Source organism: Fibrella aquatica (assembly GCF_041321135.1).
GTDB classification, from domain to species: domain Bacteria; phylum Bacteroidota; class Bacteroidia; order Cytophagales; family Spirosomataceae; genus Fibrella; species Fibrella aquatica.
Genome location: NZ_JBGGWF010000009.1, coordinates 60,997 through 79,371, shown reverse-complemented (window position 1 = coordinate 79,371; position 18,375 = coordinate 60,997). Strand labels below are relative to the sequence as shown.

The following is an 18,375-nucleotide window of genomic DNA, read 5'->3' as shown; positions in this document are numbered from 1 at the left end:
TTTTTGCAGCCCAACCACAGGCACTAAGGCACGATTACCCGGCGACCAAAGGTGTAGATAGCCGACAACGTGTAGTAACTGCCCCGGCGGAACCGACGCGTATTCTGATCGGCATCGGCCGACAGTGAGGTCACGTCTTTACCAATTTTACCGTCGCGGTTGAAGTCCTGCGAGAACTGAACGTACTGATTCAAAATATCCTGGATGCCCAACCGGAACTCTAACCGGTTAGCAATGGTCTTAGTCAGGTTCAGGTCAACCACGTGGCGGGGCATCTCGTAAATGGTTGGGTTAGCTACGTTACCCACAGCGAAAATCCGCTGGCCAAACACGTTGTAAAGAATGTTACCCTGCCAGCCCGACTTAGGAGCCGCGTAGTACACCCCAGCGTTGAACAGGTAAGGAGACTGACCGGCAAGTGGCCGTTTTGAATCAGTCAGGCCACGGTACTCTTGAATCTGACCGCCCAAATCCGGCGCTGTCACGACCTCACCAACATTCACACTGCTCCGAATCAGCGAGAGGTTACCCACCACCGATACATTTTTCAGGAATTGACTCGGCGACTCCGTGAAGCCTTTCCGCACTTCGATTTCTACCCCGTAGTTCTGTGCCGATTCCGCGTTCATGAACGTGTATGACAGCGTATTGGGCTGGTTCAGCAACAGTGATTCAACTGGATTTTTGAAGTGTTTATAAAAACCGGTTACCGAGATCAATTCGCCCGAAGTGGGGTAGAATTCCCATTTGGCATCTACGTTCTGAATAGTCGCCGTAGTCAGCGTTGTATTACCGCGAATGTCGGCCAGCAGGTTGAAATCGAAATAGCTGAACGGAGCAATCTCCCGGAATTCAGGACGGTTGATGGTCGACGAATACGCGAGACGTACGTTGGCGCGTTCGCTCAGTTTGTAGGTCAGGTTGAGCGAAGGCAGCGGGCTGAAGATCTTGTTCGATACCAGTCGCGTATCCACCCCTCTGATGGTTGATCGAAGGCTCTGATCGTTGTATTCACCCCGGAAGCCAAGGGTCAGGTTCGTGCGGGTTCCCAGATACACGTCGCCGCTAACGTACCCGGCGTAGTAGCTATTCAACCCCTGATACGAATCCAGATCGCGGGTGCCATCACGGAGCGTCAGGCCATTAGAACCGTTGATATTATCGAAAGAAAAGGCTGAGCCGATGTCCTGCGTCCGAACGTTCAGGGCGTTATCTCCTACTGAATTGTAGCCATAGAAACGGGCGGCAAAATCGCGATTTTTCTGTTCGTAGTAAACGCCGCCCTTGATCCGGTTTGGTTCACGGTCGGTTGGGTTACCAAACGCATGTTCAATATTGGCTATCCCCGAATAGACGTATTCGTGAAGAGTCGAATTGAATCGGCCTACCTCATTGGGCGTTGGATCTTGTGGCGTAGCAATGGCAAACGCTTCACTCGTTCCGATGGAACGGAGGTAACGGGCGCGTTTCCAGTCGGGCTCCCACCGGCCGGTATAGCTGAAGCTACCGATCCAGTTTACTTTCGTCAGTTCATTAATGGTGTGTTCACCCGCCAATTGCGACGTCAGAATGCTGCGGTTCTCGAAACGCTGCGAGAACGAGCGCACGTCGAGGTTGTTGGCCAGTTGCTGCCCAACACGTTGTACAGTTTCGGTCGTACTCAACTGATTGAATAGCGTTTTCCACTCCAGGTTGAACAGCGGCGAAATCCGGGCCGACCAGTTATGGAGTACACCTAAACGGGTTCCCCGTGAGTAAGTGGCATCGTTGTATTGCTGAGCAACGGAGTTGGCCTGAGCCGCTTCATCGTATAGTTTCAGTTCAACATCGGCGGCCTGATGGGTCATGGCGTAGTTCACGCTTGTCAGGTTGCTCACCCGTACATTACCCACATCGAAACGGCGACCAAAATTCAGGGCTACCCGAACATCAGGTGCCACGGTCATTGGCTGCATAGCCCAGGTATTGGGCAACAACCGCGCATAAGCAGCACGCTGCAACGAGTTCAGGTTATTGAACTCACCTGAGCTGGCGGGAAAGCTACTCGGAATCTGCTGATCGGCGCTCCAAAGGCCTAACCAGTTCAAACCACCCCGGCTGTGCGATTGCACCTGTTGCCCGGTTGTGTTACCCCGATAGCCAAACGTAACGCCCGCGTCGAAGAAGTTTTGCTCTGGACGACGTTTGGTGTAAATCTTGATGGCTCCACCGGCAAAATCGCCCGGCAGTTCGGCCAGACCGGTTTTGTACACGATCATACGGTCGATAATGTTACTAGGAACCAGATCGAATGAGAACGAGCGTGTGTCTACTTCACTCGATGGCGTGATAACATCGTTGATCAGCACTGAATTATACCGGGCACCCATACCACGAATAAGCACGAAGCGGTTATCTACGATGCTGACGCCCGGTACACGGCGAATGGCGGCGGCGGCGTCACGGTCCTGCGATTTCTGAATTTGTTGAGCCGATACACCCACGGCCATTGCTTTGATCTGCTTGATCTCGGTCACTACGGCAATTTCGGTATTGGTGGTCCGGCCCGCTTTTACCACTACTTCCTGTAGGGTTTTGTTGTCTTCAACCAGATCCGTTTCCAGTACCGTGGCATTACCCGACTCGACCCTTACGTTTGGAATCGACTTGGTGGTGTAGGAAACGTAGCTGATCTGAATGGTGTGCGTACCGGCCGGTACTTTACTCAATTCGAACTGACCGTTTACGTCAGTGCTGCCACCCATTGTTGTGGCTAATCCCATCACCTGCACAGTGGCTCCGATGATGGCTTCGTTGGTTTTTCCGTCACGAATGGTACCGCGCAGGATACCCGTCTGGGAAAAGGCACTCACTGATAAGAGAAATAGTGAGCAGATAAATATTACGTGTTTCATATTGGCGTTTATCCTTTACCGGATTTGACGCTGCAAAACTACCGGGGTAGTGTTACCTCAGTGTTACGTGAAGGTTACGGGTAGGTTATGATTAAACCAACATGCCTGCGAACCCATCTAAGCCATAAATAACTGATAATCAACCATCTTTAACTTTCCCCGCTACAACCTTTTGCCATCGTGTATCTTCGCCATATAATCGACTGTTGATTCTCCGTTATGCGTATCATTTATAGTATCGGGCTGGTGCTCCTCCTCGGTTTTTGCTTACTTCGTTGTCACCGGGCCGACAAACCGGCCAAATCGGCACGGGTTGTATTTAGCACACCTTCGGCTTCGACAGTGGTCTCTACCCCTACCCCGACTACCATCGCCGTTGCCAAAATTCAGCCCCGTCCAGCACCCGTTTTCGATACGTTATTATTGGAGCCTCCGCTGGAGCCAGGTACGTTAGCGCCGCCCAAACGCGAGTTCCGCGCTGTCTGGATCGCCACCGTCGACAATATTGACTGGCCCAGCAAAAAGGCGTTGCCCGTAGCCGATCAGCAACGCGAGTTTATCGAGTTACTCAACATGAGTCAGCAGACAGGACTTAACGCGGTAGTGGTTCAAGTACGTGCCGCCGCCGATGCGTTTTATGCGAAAAGCGCCGAACCCTGGTCAGAATGGTTGACCGGTCAGCAGGGATTAGCGCCCAATCCGTTTTATGATCCGATGGAGTTTATGATTCAGGAGGCTCGTTCCCGTAATCTCGAATTTCATGCCTGGCTCAACCTCGACCGGGCTACGTTTAGCAAAACAGCCAGCGTGGCACCCACCAACATCAGCTATCAACGCCCCAACTGGATGGTTGACTATGGCAACCGGAAGCTGTTCAACCTCGGCCTGCCCGAAGTACGCGCTTATGTAGCGGGTACCGTGGCCAACATTGTCAGGAATTACGACGTCGATGGCATTCATTTCGACGACTATTTTTATCCGTTTGGTGCCGTTGGGTCGTCATTTGCTGACGATGTTGCTTTTCAGCAATACAACGCCGATGGTCTGAAACGTGACGACTGGCGGCGGCAGAACATCGACAAGCTCATCCGGCAAATCGGCGACTCGATCCGGTCGGTGAAGCCATGGGTGAAATTCGGCATCAGCCCGTTCGGTATCTGGAAGAATCAGAAGAGCGATCCCGAAGGATCGGTTACGTTTGGTGGGCAGGCGTATTACGACCTCTACGCCGATATTCGCCGGTGGGCAAAAGAAGACTGGGTCGACTATATGGTACCTCAGATTTACTTCTCGACCCGTTTCGACCGGGCCAATTACAAAACACTGGTCGACTGGTGGGTGAAGAACCGGGGCAACCACCACCTGTATATTGGTCAGGGGGCGTATCGGTTGGGGAAAAACACCAAAACAGATACCGGTTGGGGCGAAGCCAGCCAACTCGCCGATCAGATGCGTCACAACCGGCAGTACGCCGATGTAACGGGCAGTGTGTTTTTCAGCGCCCGGTCATTGCAGACCAACATGGCCAGTAGCCGCGACTCGTTGCGAACGAACTTTTATCAGTTTCCGGCACTGATTCCGACCATGCCTTGGATCGACGCCAAACCACCTGGTCAGCCGCAGAACCTGAAAGCCGCTCCGGCCACCGATGGTGTTGAACTGTTTTGGCAGGAACCGGCTCAGGCTACCGAACTCGACCGGGTACGTTGCTACGTCATCTACCGCACCGAAGGCACCCGACTACCGCGCACCAGCGACCCCCGCCGTATCCTATCGATCTGCCGCCCTGAAGAAGGCACCCGTTTAGTAGACCGCACAGCCGATCCCAAAAAACAATACACCTACGTCATCACCGCCGTAGACCGCCTACACAACGAAAGCGAAGGCAGCACGCTGGTGTATAAGGGATTTAACTAAGAAGGTTCAAAAGTTCAATGTCTAAGGTTCAACGTTGCTCTGCTAATGGCCAGTTACATGGCTTAGCAGAGCAACGTTGAACCTTAGACATTGAACTTTTGAACCTTCTCAGTTAAAAGCTCCCATCACTTCTTTCACTGGCTTTGCATCCGGGAAAGCGGCTACCAGGCGGTTCAATACGCCTTCAACTACCGCGTCGGGGCAGGAGGCACCGCAGGTGAGCAGGATGGTGACGGGGCGGGTAGCGGGCAGGTAATTTTCGGTGACCAGTTCCTGCTTTGTGTGCAGATTGTAATGACTGATGAGCGTGTCGGACAGGATTTTACGGTCTGATTCAATAAAATACGTCGTCAGCTTTTCCTCGCAGAGTTCGACAATGTGCTGCGTATTCGAAGAGTTGTAACCACCCGCCACCACGGCAAAATCGGCCGGGTACGTTAGCAACGCGTAGGTTGCCTCCTGGTTATCGTTGGTGGCGTAGCAAAGCGTATCACGGGTATTGGCGAAGTGCTCTTCGACCATCGCAGACCCTTCTTCAAGACCGTATTGATGAATCATGGTCTGCTTCAAAAAATCAGCAATACCCTGTGTATCAGAGGCTAGCATGGTGGTCTGATTCACCACGCCAATGCGGCGAAGGTCGCGGGCAGGATCAAAGCCTACGGAATACTGATTGGCAAACTCAATGAAAAACTGATCGGCCGGTAGCTCACCGGTCATGTAAAGGGCCAACCGCTGCGCCTGCTTCATGTCGTTGATCACCACCGTTGGGGCACCTTCTTTACTGTGCGAAAACGTGGCACGGGTTTCTTCATGGCTCGGTTTACCGTGCACCACCACCGTGTACGCTTTCTGCCCAATCTGAGTCGCCTTATTCCAGACCTTTTCCACAAACGGACAGGTGGTATCATAGGTAGCCACGTCGAGGCCAATAGCGGTTAGTTCACGCTGCGTTTCCAGCGTGGTACCAAAAGCCGGGATGATCACCACATCGGCGGGTGTTAGTTCGCTGAATGGAATCAACGGCTTACCGAGCGTATCGAGCAGGAAACGTACGCCCCGACTCTGCAAATCGGCGTTCACATCGGGATTGTGGATCATTTCGCTGAGCAGGAAAATACGCTTATCCGGGTTTTCGGCAATAGCCCGATAGGCAATTTCAATGGCGTTTTCAACCCCGTAGCAGAAACCAAAATGTCGCGCAATCAAAAAACGGACTGGTCCAAAATCCAGGATTGTGGGCGTAAAGTCACGCTTCAACTTATCTTTCCGCCGCCGAAACTCTTTTAATGGCGTAATAATTGTGCTGCGGTAGTAAGCGGGGATATCAAACGATTTCATATTCTTCAGGGAGGCAAGCCGATTTACGAACCAGGCACCAATGGCGCAAAGGTACAATCTGGCCTGCTACAGCAAGAACAATACCCTTCAGCGCTTTGTTCGTAGGTACGTTGGCCTAATGTAAAGCAATACCAGTGAAACTATCTGCCCGTTTTTACGTCAACATAAACGTCTGATTTTCGTATATTTAACTCATAACTAGCTAGTCCCTGTCTTAATGAGACAACTCTTTACTCTCTTTCTTGTAACAGTTGGTATACTAACTGTTACCGCCTTTACCGAACCACTTCGTCCTTCGCTCGAGAAGGTGTTCGGTCGCATCAATCAGGAGGTTCTTCAGAACAGCCGTGCCTACGAAACCCTCGCCGATGCCAGTCAAACAATCGGCCATCGGCTGACGGGAAGCCCCAACGGAGCCAAAGCCGAGGAATATGCTTTCAACCTGTTGCGTCAATACGGATTTAAAGATGTTCGTTACGAAAGCTTTGAAGTAGAATCGTGGATGCGCGATACCTGCACCTTAGCCATCGTACCCAACAAGTCTGACAATTTTCGGCAGATAAGTGTGGTCTCACTCGCTCATTCTCCCGTTGAAGCGCACGTCCGCGGAGAAATCATCGACGTAGGTAATGGTCTGGAAGGCGATTTTTCGGCGCTGAAGGATCAGATCAAAGGCAAAATTGTGCTGGTCAACATTGGTTTATCATCACCCACCAAAGGCGCACGCAACCTGCACCGGTCCGAAAAAACGGCGTTGGCGGTTCAAAATGGGGCAGCGGGAGTAATCATGGTGAACCTGGTACCCGGCAACGTGTTGCTTACGGGCACCGCCTCGGTGACGGGTAAGCTGATTCCAATTCCGTCGGTTTGTATTACCTACGAAAGTGCCGTAGCCCTGCGAAAGTGGATGGCTGAAGAGCAAAACGATCGCCTGCACGCTATGATCGACATGACGAACTTCAGCAAGAAGATCAAGGCTCGCAACATTGTAGCCACCTTGCCCGGCTCAAAACTTGCCAACGAAAAAATCGTCATCGGCGGTCACCTCGATTCGTGGGACCTGGCAACGGGCGCGATTGACAATGGCATTGGCTCGTTTTCGGTGATGGATATTGCCCGAACGTTTAAAACCCTGAAACTGAAACCCCGCCGTACCATTGAATTTGTTTTGTTCATGGGTGAAGAACAGGGTCTGCTTGGCTCGAGAGCCATGACCGAAGCCTATAAAAAATCGGGGCAGCTCGATCAGGTACGTTACATGATGAACCTCGATATGACCAGCAACCCGGTCGGTATTAATGCGTTTGGTCGCGATGATATGGTAACCTTGCTGAAATCAGTTGGTGAAGTAATGCAGAAAACAGATGCTGGTTTCACCAATACGCAGGAAAATCGAGCCGGTTTACACTCAGACCATCAGCCCTTTATGATCGAAGGCGTACCCATCGTGGGCATGAATGGTAACCTCCCCCGTGAAACGCTGGATTGTTACCACGCCAACTGTGACCGGATGAATCTGGTGAATAAGGATCATTTAAAAAACACGGTTCGCTACAGCTCGATGGTTCTTTACGCCATTGCCGATACTGAAGAGCTGCCTGCCCGCCGCCTCGATGATACCAAAACCCGTGACTTTCTGATTACACAGGGGTTACGTACCCCGTTGCAAATTGCCAATGAATGGCGCTGGAAAGAATAAGCGGCCATTTCTTTAGTCAGATTATATGAACATCTGATCAACAATATTGTTGTTGATGTATTAAGTAGACTGAATGTGACATAGCGCATTTTATCGACCGTTTATACGATTTTCATGACCGCTTGTTAACTCATATACATTATGGTAAGTATGCTGGCTTACCTTTGCATCCATCAACTACACGAACATGATTCAGGCTTTCAAACAAATGGTTTACAGTATCCGATATTTAATTTGGGTGGCCCTAAACGATCCGCTCAATTCGGGTCAGTAATAGTCGCACAAACTAAAAATTCCCGCTCAGTCAGCGGGAATTTTTGGTTTATAGCCATGTAGCGTTGAGCTGGTACCTGAACAGCATCAAATTATATCGAGTTATATCTGTCCATGAAACCATATCAGATTATCTACTTCCGGGGCTTTGGCTCCCCACACGCTATTTGGCTTACGGGCCGCGTACTCAGACAGAACGAACTCGCCTCACCCGCCGATCGGGCCCCCTTCTGGGAAAATTTATCGGCAACAGTTAGCCGATTTCTGACCACTGAAGTGGGCGGCATCACCGTTCGCATCGAGACGTTTGGGCAGGTTTTTCGTACTGTAACCGACAAAGACGGCTATTTCAATACCACCATCGACCCTAACATTGAGTTACCCGCCGGTCGGGCGTGGTTTCCGGTTAGGTACGTGCTGGAAGGCGTTGAACAGCCCGAAGGGTACGAAGGCCCATCGGGGTCGGGCACACGCGAGGTGATTAAAGATGGTCAGCTAATGATTGCCCCGGCCTATAGTCAGTTCGGCATCATTTCTGATATTGATGATACCGTGCTCGTTACGGGGGCCACCAATATCTGGCAAACGCTAAAGCTCACCTTCCTGGAAAATGCCTTCTCGCGCATGCCGTTCGCGGGTGTGTCGGCATTTTACCGGGCGCTGCAAAGTGGCGCTACTACCACGCTTTTCAATCCGATCTATTTTGTCTCAAGCAGCCCGTGGAATATCTACGACCTGTTGATCGACTTTTTCCGGATTCAGGGTATTCCTAAGGGGCCGCTTCTTCTCCGTAACATTGAATTGAACGCCGATTTTATTTCGTCGAAAGGGCACCATACGCACAAGCGCGATATGATCGACAAAATTCTGGCTGTGAACCCGGATCTACCTTTCGTTCTGCTGGGAGACAGCGGTCAGCAGGACCCGGAGATTTACGCCGACGTGATCGAGGCCAATCCAGGACGTATCAAAGCAGTGTATATTCGCGACGTGACCATCGAGGATAGGCGCGATGAAGATGTTCGGAAACTCATTCAGGCAGCGGCCAACTTCAACGTACCCATGATGCTGGTGACCGACACGGTTGCCGCCGCCGAACACGCCGCCAGCCTTGGCCTCATTGACCCCGATACGCTACCCGAAATCAGAGCTGACCGACAGGCTGACGAAGAAAAATAAACACCACCATGAATCCCACCACCCTTCACCCTGACCTTACCTTTCAATTTGCCCGTAGTGGCGGTGCGGGTGGACAAAACGTAAATAAGGTAGCTACCAAAGCAGAGCTGCGCTTTTCGGTGCGTGACTCTCCTCTGCTGACCGACGAGCAACGTATCTGGCTTTCAGAAAAACTGGCTAATAAACTTACTAATGAGGGTGAACTGGTGCTTACCCATCAGACGGAACGTACCCAACTGGCCAACAAAGAAAAGGTCATTAAGAAGTTTGACCGGCTGATTGCGAAGGCGTTTGAGGTTCCCAAACCCAGGAAGGCCAGCAAACCCAGCAAAGCCGCCGTTGCCCAAAGGTTGGACGAAAAAAAACGCCGAGCCGATGTTAAATCAGCGCGGCGAAGAGTGGAGGAATAGATGTCCAAAGTTTAACGTCTAAGGTCCAAGGTTGCTTCGCTGCTCAGTCATATATTGACATAGCAAAGCAACCTTGGACCTTAGACGTTAAACTTTGGACTTTAATTTATCCTTTCTGACTTGCCCGGAACAGCTTTTGCTTTTCTTCGCGGGTTAGGCTTTCGTAGCCGGAACGGCCAATTTTGTCCAGAATAGCATCGACTTCATCCTGATCGGGCATTGATGGTGCAGTATTAGTGCTTCCGACCGATGCATAAGCACTGGCCGTGGCCTGCGTGCTTCGTTGCCGTTGCGATACTTTTACCGGTGGCTTCGATCGGAATAAACCGTTCCAACGGTCCATTAACCAGTAGATAGGGCGGCCCATGTCGCTACCGGCCTGTAACAGTTTTACGTAGCTAAAGCCAACCAGTGCCCCGCCCAGGTGAGCCAGATTACCACCGGCATTGCTGCCTACCGAGTTGAAGAACGAGAGAATTACGAAAAACAGCACAATGTATTTGATACGTACCGGCCCGATAAACAGCAGGTGGAAGGTATAGTTCGGCAATAACGTGGCTGCACCTACCGCCACCGACAGTGCCGCGCCCGATGCGCCCAACAACGCCTGCCCGCCGACTTGTGTGCTGAAATAAGGAACCAGGTTATAACTGGCAAAATAGCATAACCCTCCGCCGAGACCGCCCAAAATATACAGCCCGATAAGCCGGCGGCTACCGAGGTATTCTTCGATAAGGCGACCAAACCAGTACAGGAAGATCATGTTCCAGAGAATGTGGAACGGATCAGCGTGGGTAAAGGCATAGGTAAGCACCGTCCAGGGTTTCTGGAGTAGCGCCATAGGCACCCAGGGCATCATTAGCTGGTCGAGCACCGTTTGGTAGACCTCCGGATGACTGGAAATCTTAGAACCCACCAATACAACAATGACAGTCACGAAGATGACCACATTGATCAAAATCAACTGCACCAACGTGTTGTTGGGCTTGTTGAATTCGGACTTAAAATCGTCAAGTAGTCCGCTCATTGTACACCGGATTAATCGATATAAGACAAAGGAAGCAACGCAGCGGTCTTTCCGCTTATCAGCTTATGTCTATTGTCTTACATCTTTTTTTAGTAAAATGTTTTTCGTTGAGACCCCCAAATTTTAATAATAATGTAGGCAAAAAGCATTCCGCCAATATGAGCGAAGTGCGCCACGTTGTCAGACTGCGCCCGATAGATTCCGGAGTATACTTCCCAGATTGCGTAGGCACCTACTAAGTACTTCGCTTTGATAGGAAAAGGGATAAACAGCAGGAATAATTCGGTATTGGGGAATAATAGGCCAAACGCCATAATGATACCAAAAATTGCCCCTGAGGCCCCCACCATTGGCGTATCCATGTGCTCACTGACGTACGTGCTGAGTAAACGGATACCTTGCTCAATATACGTCGGATTAGCCTTGTCAGCGTCAAATTTCTGGATAAAAGGCTCCAACGGATCATAAATTGAGGGAGCGTGCTCATTGATAAACCCCAGAAACTCCCCATTGGTTGGATTGGCCTTGAAGGTATTGAAGCCGTCGACCAAAGCAGCCGTTTCGTAGTAGTTCACACCCAGATACAAAGCCGCTGCACCCAGGCCAGTCATCAGATAAAATGAGAAAAAACGACGCGGGCCCCAGAATTGCTCCAGCAACGGACCAAAAATGATCAGACCCAGCATATTGCTGAATAAGTGACCAAATCCAGCATGCATGAATAGATGCGTAATGAACTGAATCGGGCTGAACTGGTCGGAAAGTACCGAATGAAGGGCAAACCGGTCAACTACTGATGCCCCCAGCGACGATGTCAACAGAAAGACACCGACATTGACGAAGAGCAACAGACGAACGGTAGGCGTAATATTAAACATAAGAATTAGAGTTGTCTAGGTAACTTAACCTTTAAGTAGGCCAGACAGTTTATCGAGCGATAACAAGGATGTAATTGATTCACCACCGGGCGTATAGCTTGGATTGGCCGAAGCAAACAACTGATCGACCAGAGCGCGCCGTTCGGTTTGGCTCAGTGGCTTCTGATGGCGCGTTGCCGACCGCCGCGCCAACGATCGCGCCAGAGCTTCTGACCGGTCTAACTTCATACGGCCCGTATCTTCGCGGAGTTGCGCCAGCAGATTGGCAAATAATTCTTCTTCCCGCTCATCGGCCGTTTGCGCTGGCACCCCCCGAATTACAAACGTGTGCGCTCCTAACTCGTCGAACTGAAAACCAACACTTTCCAATTCCATCCGCAGGTCCAGAGCGAGTTGATAATCGACCGCCGATACGGTTACCGTTTTGGGAAACAACAACTGTTGCGAGGCTCCGTTTAGCTTGGTCAGCGCCGAATGAAACTGATCGTACAGAATACGTTCGTAGGCCGCCCGCTGATCGATCAGCAATAAACCTGATTTTACGGTGGTAAGCAGATACCGGTTTTTCACCTGAATAACCGCCGTTTCTACTTCGTCGGTCAAGCGTTCAGTGGTGCCCGCTATCTGATTGGCCCGGCTCCCCATGGTAACGGGTGCATCGGAGAATACCGGGCTAAAAGCAGATTCATCATGCTGTATCGGCAACGTACCCGACGAAAATGCAGAGCCAGATACGTCTGTCTGAGCAGTTTGGTCTGGCTGCGGATCTGTAGCCACGCCATCATATCGGCGGGGCGGTTCCGGGCGGGGGGCACTATCGAGCCAGTTACCCTCACTAGTCGGTTTGGCATCGGCGGGTTGCTCTGCTTTCCGGGCCTCGAAAAGGGCTTGCCAGTTCTGAGGCGTTACTTTTTTAGGGGCCTCGTGGTGAGCAGGCACTGGTGGCCGGTTATCGGCCCCAGCATCGGCAGGCGTTTTGTTCCAGGAAGGCGTAACGGGGCGGGCATTGGGCGCATTCAGGCCCGCCTCTCCCCCACCGACGGGGCGGGCACCTGGGGCAAAATGTTTGCCGATGGCATCACTTCCGCCGTTGCTGCCCCGCCCTGCCAAAAAATTAACGTCCAGTTCAAAATCAAGCGAAGGCGACAGGTTATACACCCCAATGGCTTTGCGAACGGCAGCCATCACAATGGCATAAATCGACCGCTCATCATCGAACTTGATTTCGGTTTTGGTAGGGTGAATATTGATATCGATGTGCGACGGATCAATCTCGATAAACAGCACGTAGAATGGATGATGCCCGTCGGGAATAGTGCCTTCGTAAGCCCCTACCACGGCATGGTGCAGGTAACTGTGCTTGATGTAGCGGTTGTTAACGAAAAAATATTGCTCGTTCCGCGTCTTTTTGGCCGATTCGGGCTTACCGATGTACCCATGTACCGACACATAGGGCGTTTCTTCATCGCAGGATGCCAGTTGTTCCCGGTATCCTTTGCCGAACATATCCACAATTCGCCGGCTCAGTTTTCCGGCCACCAGATTAAACACTTCCTGGTCATTGTGAAACAGCGAAAAGCCGACTTCAGGGTTAGCTAGCGCTACCCGCTGAAACTCGTCGATAATGTGGCGCATCTCTACCGAGTTAGACTTCAGGAAATTACGCCGGGCAGGTACGTTAAAAAACAGGTTCTTCACCAGTAAATTTGTACCCGGCAAACACGACACCGCTTCCTGCGCCTTAATATCCGACCCTTCGATACGCACCAACGTACCCAGCTCATCATCGGCACGGCGAGTGCGCATCTCTACCTGAGCCACGGCCGCGATAGATGCCAGCGCCTCGCCCCGAAAGCCCATCGTACGGATCTTAAACAGATCGTCGGACGTACGGATTTTCGACGTGGCGTGGCGTTCAAAGCTCATGCGGGCGTCGGTTTCGGTCATGCCTTTTCCATCGTCGATCACCTGCACGAGTGTTCGACCGGCGTCGCGCACCACGAGTTGTACCGACTTGGCACCCGCATCAACGGCGTTCTCCAGTAGCTCTTTCACCACCGAAGCGGGTCGCTGCACAACCTCACCGGCCGCAATCTGGTTGGCGATCGAATCGGGCAAAAGCTGGATGATATTCTGCATAAAAAGACAACAGGTAAACCACAAAAATAGTCTCTTAAATACTCATTGATTCTGCCAAACAGGAGCCCGTTTTTCCAGGAAAGCAGCCATACCTTCCCGGGCATCGTCGGTCTGCTGAATCCGGGTAAATTGTTCATACAGGAAGGCCTGTTGCTCGCTGACGGGTATGCTTTTAAGGGCTTGGTAAGCCTCCATGCCAAACCGCAACGCTGTTGGCGAGCCTTGTTTCAGCTCGGTTACCAGGGTGGCTATAGCGTTATCCAGATCGTCCGGAGAAACAACCTGTGTCACCAACCCGATATTCATTGCCTCATTAGCAGTTAATGTTTGTCCGCGCAGGCACAGGTCGAGCGCTTTGCGGGCCGGCATCAGGTTCGTTAGTACCGCCAGCACCTGAAACGGAAACAAACCGCGTTTTACTTCGGGCAACGAAAACGTAGCGGTTTCTGCCGCCACGGCATAAGTAGCCCCACCGACCAGTAATAACCCACCCGCGTATACCGGCCCCTGAATACGCACGATACAGGGTTTGTGCAGAGCCGCCATCAACTCTCCCACCCGGATTGGCCCATCAGGTTCAGGTACAGCCTGCCCTACCGTGGCGGGGTTCAGCGCTTCAGTATCTCCCGCCGTCAGTGCTTTTAGATCCATACCCGCGCAAAACACGTTGCCAGCTGCTGCCAGCACAACAACCCACACCGCCGGGGTATCTTGTGCATACGCCAACGTAAACGCCAGTTCGGCCAGTAAGGGCGGATGCAGGGCATTTTTCTTTTCAGGCCGATTCAGCGTCACCGTCAATACGTGATCCGTCTGGTCAACGAGCAGGTAGCGCAAGGGGCGGGTGAGTAAATCGGCAGTCTGGGCGCGAGTGTAGTGCATAGAAGTCGTCAGTACTTAGTCGTGAGTCTTGATAGGGTGTTTATTCACAACTCAACGGTGGTAATCTTGGTTTATCAGGTATGAACACAACGCAGCAACCCCTTTCGCAAGCTGATCTCGACCGTGTCGTTGAAATGGCATGGGAAGACCGTACCCCTTTTGATGCCATCGAGGCTCAGTTTGGCCTGACGGAAAAACAGGTAATAGACGTCATGCGTCTAGAAATGAAAGCCTCTTCATTCAGAATGTGGCGGGCGCGGGTACAGGGTCGTAAAACCAAGCATACGGCAAAGTCACCCCTAGTCGAAGAAGGGGAAGATCCTCGTTTCCGGTCGAAAAGCCAGCGGATTATCACACACAACAAAATCTCGAAGCGATAATTCGGAGAAAAAATTAGACGAATCTATTCCCAATATTATGCGGTTAATTTGCCATTAACCAAATTTTTATTTTATGATATCGCATAAAAGCGGCATGATTTTAGAATAAATACGTTTAGGTACGTAGCTTTGTACGACCAAAAACGAAACGTTCTTTAAAGACAAACCCTGTCGCAGATGAAACTTGACCAGATCGACCGCAAGGTTCTAGATATTCTTCAATCTAACGCTAAGATCACCAACGCACAACTCTCCAAAGAGATTGGTCTCTCCCCCGCACCCACGCTCGAACGCGTTAAAAAATTAGAAACCTCAGGTATCATTCAGAGTTACCATGCTCAGCTTGACCGCGAGAAAGTGGGCCTCGGGGTTACCACCTTCGTGATGGTCAACCTGGTAGGGCACAAAAAAATGGTTACCGACTCGTTTGTGGCGCGGGTAGACGAAATTCCTGAGATCATCGAGTGCCATCACATCACCGGTTCGGGCGATTTTCTGTTGAAAGTGATTTCGCATGACATTGCCTCGTACCAGAAACTGATGCTCGAGATCATCAACGAAATTGAAGAAGTAGCCAGTACGCAATCCATGGTCATCCTGTCGACCTTCAAGGAAAGCAAAGTGATGCCGATTCCGTGAGTTAAGAATTAAGAGTGAAGAATTAAGAATGGCTCTGCCTGATCACCATCCGGTGCCTCAGCAGAGCCATTCTTAATTCTTCACTCTTAATTCTTAACTCTTAACTCCAACAGAGTCACCGTGGCGTAGTAAAAGCCACCGACCGACGGGCCAGCCGTGAATGTGGTATAGGGGCGATTCAACAGGTTGGTGCCGCCAAGCTTGACTGACAGACTCGGTTTGGGCAGCACGTAGCTAACCTGCGCATCAAACGTGTTAATAGCCGGAACCATACCCGTTGCCAGTGCCGATTGCCACAGAAACGTACGTTGGTACTTGTAGTTGACCGAGAACCCTAAACTGCGCCACACCGCCGGGTTGCCAATGCCCACGTTAGTGATCCACATAGGCGTATTGAAGGCTTCTTCCAGCCCGTCGCCCTGATCGGTACGGTCGAGGCGGGCCAGCGAGGCGTTACCCGATAACACCCAGTTACGCCCCGCCGAATAACGCGCGCCGATGCTGGATCCGTAGTTGTACACCCGCGTTTTCGAGTTGGTCCAGAGACGGTAACGATCCTGTTTAGTACGGTCGGCGAGATAGTAAGGAATCGAATCGGCGATGGTGCTTCTGGGTACGTTGGCTTCGACCTGCGCCATGAAGTTTTTATAGACGTTGTAATAGAAATCAACATCGATAAAGAGCCGATCAGCGAAGAGCAACCCCTTATAACCCAGCTCAATACTATTCACCTGCTCGGGCTTCAGGTACGTATACGTGTTAGGTTTTAGCAACCTTTTGTTCTTCTCAATTGCCTGATTGGTCGTCAGCCTATTGATATTCACGTCATTGGTAATAGCTGCCTGGAATGCATCGATCGAAGTACGCAGGTACGAACTCTCGAAAATTCCCTGCGACATCACTCTCAATCCACCCACCCGCTTGACCCCACCCGAATTCACGTTGGAAAATGCCTCAAACAACGACGGAAATCGGTATCCGGTCTGGTATGATGCCCGGAAATTGTGCTGATCAACAGGCGAATACACCGCCGAAATGCGTGGATTCAGTCGAGCATCAAAATACCGATTTTTGTCGACCCGAAGTGAGCCGGTCAGTTTGAGTTTCTCGTCGATAAACGAGCGTGAAGCTTGCACGAAGGCACCGGTTTTGTCGTAAATCAAGTTGCGATCAGATCCGTCGGGGTTTATGAAGTAGTTACCATCCGGAAAAACGACATATTGCCGGTAATCGAGCCCAGCCAGGATATTGATACCCGTTTTCTGCCGAAAGCCCGACCAGAACGATTGCGTGGGTTCGATCTGTCCCTCGGCATGATACATCCACGATTGCACCCGAAGGGCCGCTCCTATATCCCAGTTATTAATATCGCGCAGTTTATCTATCTGATCACCAAACGTTTCTGATCCGGGCTGCGGTCGACCCTGATCAGCGGCAGCACGGGCTACCTGCAATGCCGGGGCAGTTGGTTGACCAGCTTGTATACTGGTCAGAAATTGATTGCTGAAATCAGCGAACCATTGGTTATCTGACTTAAACGACCGGTCAATATTCTCGGCCATAGACCGGATGTTATACGAATCGCCGGTGTTTTCGTGGGTTCGGTAGGCGCGAATATTGACCGACGGCGATTTGAGCGACAAACCGTGCTGATCGAGGCGGTAATTGTCGAGGCGGAAGCGGTTGGTGCGCTGGTAAACGTTGTCGAGGGTGGCGGCTTTATAGTTGTACGACATGGTAAGATTGGGTTTCGGTCGCCAGATAATCGCCGCATCGCCCCGCAAGTTATTCAGCGAAAGATCGGTTGTTTCGGCTTCCTCGTACCCCGTGCGTGCCACCACATAGCGTCTACCCGCCAGCGTCAGCGTGCGCCGGTTGGCCGATTCGTCACCGTACGTGTTCACCAGATCACGGCCGGGATTATCGGTACCGGTTAGCCCCAGAGAACGATTAGCGTTGGCGTTCAGATCACTGTTATCGCTGGCAATCCAGTCGTAGCCGCGCTGGTAGGTCAGGTTCACTTTCACGGCAATCTGCGTACCGAAGACATGCGCATACCGCAGCGCCGTTTCACTGTACGCTTTTGCCGGGACCTGCGCGTGACTAACGTGGTTGACGCCTGTTTTCTGGCTAAAGCTCAGGCCCTGCGATGTGAACGGATCTTTTGTGATCAGTTGAACCAGTCCGTTCAGCGCGTTTAACCCATACAAGGCCGACGATGCCCCCGGCACTACCTCGACCCGCTGAATATCCAGATCAGACGGAGCTAGGGCGTTGGCAATGGGTGCGCCAATGTGCGGTGCCTGATTATCCATTCCGTCGACCAGTTGCACAAACCGAACATTGGTTGGATTGGCAAACCCGCGTGTATTGTACACCTTAAAACCCAGGCTCGATGTGAGCGACTGTACACCTTTCAGGTTTTCAATCGCTTCAAAATAAGACGGTTGCGTCGATAATCTAATCTGCCGGGCATCCAGCAATTCAATACTCACCGGCGATTTCAACAGGCTTTCCGGCAAGCGGGAAGCAGAAACTACTACGCTATTCAGTTGAATGTTGCGAAGTGTATCCCCAGATGACGTTGTCTTGCTGGTTGGCGTTTGCGCCAATGCAAGTGACCGCGTTAACAAAAAGAGGATAAAAAGTCGTTTCATAAAGCGTTATCTCTGACCAAATATAACGACTCGTTCTATCCAGACGAAAATAACGCTTCA

The 18,375-nt window shown here is 51.4% G+C and carries 13 protein-coding genes; 6 read left to right on the top strand and 7 right to left on the bottom strand.

The annotated features are described in order from the left end of the window. Positions 1–23: 23 nt before the first annotated feature. Complete coding sequence (locus ACAW87_RS18865; protein WP_370725196.1) at positions 24–2,894, bottom strand: TonB-dependent receptor; 2,871 nt, start codon at positions 2,892–2,894, stop codon at positions 24–26. Positions 2,895–3,113: 219 nt separating this feature from the next. Here ACAW87_RS18865 and ACAW87_RS18860 point away from each other — a divergent pair, with 219 nt between their 5' ends. Beyond that, a complete protein-coding gene (locus tag ACAW87_RS18860; protein WP_370725195.1) occupies positions 3,114–4,811 on the top strand; it encodes a glycoside hydrolase family 10-like protein in 1,698 nt (565 codons plus the stop codon). A 108-nt stretch (positions 4,812–4,919) separates the two neighbouring features. Here the strand turns inward: ACAW87_RS18860 and ACAW87_RS18855 are convergent, their stop codons facing one another. Beyond that, positions 4,920–6,152 (bottom strand): 4-hydroxy-3-methylbut-2-enyl diphosphate reductase, encoded by a 1,233-nt coding sequence (locus tag ACAW87_RS18855; protein ID WP_370725194.1) that lies wholly within the window; start codon positions 6,150–6,152, stop codon positions 4,920–4,922. Positions 6,153–6,369: 217 nt separating this feature from the next. Between ACAW87_RS18855 and ACAW87_RS18850 the strand changes: the two genes are divergently transcribed. The 3 genes from ACAW87_RS18850 (at position 6,370) to arfB (ending at position 9,713) form a co-directional block, all read left to right on the top strand. Then, a complete protein-coding gene (locus tag ACAW87_RS18850) occupies positions 6,370–7,851 on the top strand; it encodes a M28 family peptidase (RefSeq protein ID WP_370725193.1) in 1,482 nt (493 codons plus the stop codon). A 387-nt stretch (positions 7,852–8,238) separates the two neighbouring features. Continuing rightward, complete coding sequence (locus ACAW87_RS18845; RefSeq protein WP_370725192.1) at positions 8,239–9,303, top strand: App1 family protein phosphatidate phosphatase; 1,065 nt, start codon at positions 8,239–8,241, stop codon at positions 9,301–9,303. Between the two features lie 8 nt (positions 9,304–9,311). Further along, positions 9,312–9,713 (top strand): alternative ribosome rescue aminoacyl-tRNA hydrolase ArfB, encoded by a 402-nt coding sequence (gene arfB / locus ACAW87_RS18840; protein WP_370725191.1) that lies wholly within the window; start codon positions 9,312–9,314, stop codon positions 9,711–9,713. A 106-nt stretch (positions 9,714–9,819) separates the two neighbouring features. On the opposite strand, the gene ACAW87_RS18835 is transcribed toward arfB, so the two are convergent. From ACAW87_RS18835 to ACAW87_RS18820, 4 genes are all read right to left on the bottom strand, one after another. Continuing rightward, positions 9,820–10,740 (bottom strand): rhomboid family intramembrane serine protease, encoded by a 921-nt coding sequence (locus ACAW87_RS18835; protein ID WP_370725190.1) that lies wholly within the window; start codon positions 10,738–10,740, stop codon positions 9,820–9,822. An 89-nt stretch (positions 10,741–10,829) separates the two neighbouring features. After that, entirely contained in the window at positions 10,830–11,618 is a 789-nt protein-coding gene (locus ACAW87_RS18830) for a rhomboid family intramembrane serine protease (RefSeq protein ID WP_370725189.1), read from the bottom strand. A 24-nt stretch (positions 11,619–11,642) separates the two neighbouring features. Continuing rightward, a complete protein-coding gene (gene mutL / locus ACAW87_RS18825) occupies positions 11,643–13,757 on the bottom strand; it encodes a DNA mismatch repair endonuclease MutL (RefSeq protein ID WP_370725188.1) in 2,115 nt (704 codons plus the stop codon). Positions 13,758–13,799: 42 nt separating this feature from the next. Beyond that, positions 13,800–14,639, bottom strand: a complete 840-nt coding sequence (locus ACAW87_RS18820) for an enoyl-CoA hydratase-related protein (protein ID WP_370725187.1) — start codon at positions 14,637–14,639, stop codon at positions 13,800–13,802. Positions 14,640–14,719: 80 nt separating this feature from the next. On the opposite strand from ACAW87_RS18820, the gene ACAW87_RS18815 reads away from it, so the two are divergent. Both ACAW87_RS18815 and ACAW87_RS18810 read left to right on the top strand, forming a co-directional pair. After that, positions 14,720–15,019 carry a TIGR03643 family protein gene (locus tag ACAW87_RS18815; protein ID WP_370725186.1) on the top strand — a complete coding sequence of 100 codons (300 nt, stop codon included), beginning with the start codon at positions 14,720–14,722 and terminating at the stop codon, positions 15,017–15,019. A 177-nt stretch (positions 15,020–15,196) separates the two neighbouring features. Further along, positions 15,197–15,658, top strand: coding sequence for an Lrp/AsnC family transcriptional regulator (locus ACAW87_RS18810; RefSeq protein ID WP_370725185.1), 462 nt, complete (start codon positions 15,197–15,199; stop codon positions 15,656–15,658). Positions 15,659–15,744: 86 nt separating this feature from the next. Here ACAW87_RS18810 and ACAW87_RS18805 read toward each other — a convergent pair whose 3' ends face one another. Then, the gene (locus ACAW87_RS18805; RefSeq protein WP_370725184.1) at positions 15,745–18,315 is read right to left on the bottom strand and encodes a TonB-dependent receptor; all 2,571 of its coding nucleotides are present in this window, start codon (positions 18,313–18,315) and stop codon (positions 15,745–15,747) included. Positions 18,316–18,375: the final 60 nt, after the last annotated feature.

Coding starts and splice junctions, on each gene's coding strand:
- ACAW87_RS18865 (WP_370725196.1), bottom strand. CDS start 2,894: ATGAAACACGTAATATTTATCTGCTCACTATTTCTCTTATCAGTGAGT.
- ACAW87_RS18845 (WP_370725192.1), top strand. CDS start 8,239: ATGAAACCATATCAGATTATCTACTTCCGGGGCTTTGGCTCCCCACAC.
- ACAW87_RS18850 (WP_370725193.1), top strand. CDS start 6,370: ATGAGACAACTCTTTACTCTCTTTCTTGTAACAGTTGGTATACTAACT.
- ACAW87_RS18860 (WP_370725195.1), top strand. CDS start 3,114: ATGCGTATCATTTATAGTATCGGGCTGGTGCTCCTCCTCGGTTTTTGC.
- ACAW87_RS18810 (WP_370725185.1), top strand. CDS start 15,197: ATGAAACTTGACCAGATCGACCGCAAGGTTCTAGATATTCTTCAATCT.
- arfB (WP_370725191.1), top strand. CDS start 9,312: ATGAATCCCACCACCCTTCACCCTGACCTTACCTTTCAATTTGCCCGT.
- ACAW87_RS18855 (WP_370725194.1), bottom strand. CDS start 6,152: ATGAAATCGTTTGATATCCCCGCTTACTACCGCAGCACAATTATTACG.
- ACAW87_RS18835 (WP_370725190.1), bottom strand. CDS start 10,740: ATGAGCGGACTACTTGACGATTTTAAGTCCGAATTCAACAAGCCCAAC.
- ACAW87_RS18830 (WP_370725189.1), bottom strand. CDS start 11,618: ATGTTTAATATTACGCCTACCGTTCGTCTGTTGCTCTTCGTCAATGTC.
- ACAW87_RS18815 (WP_370725186.1), top strand. CDS start 14,720: ATGAACACAACGCAGCAACCCCTTTCGCAAGCTGATCTCGACCGTGTC.
- ACAW87_RS18805 (WP_370725184.1), bottom strand. CDS start 18,315: ATGAAACGACTTTTTATCCTCTTTTTGTTAACGCGGTCACTTGCATTG.
- mutL (WP_370725188.1), bottom strand. CDS start 13,757: ATGCAGAATATCATCCAGCTTTTGCCCGATTCGATCGCCAACCAGATT.
- ACAW87_RS18820 (WP_370725187.1), bottom strand. CDS start 14,639: ATGCACTACACTCGCGCCCAGACTGCCGATTTACTCACCCGCCCCTTG.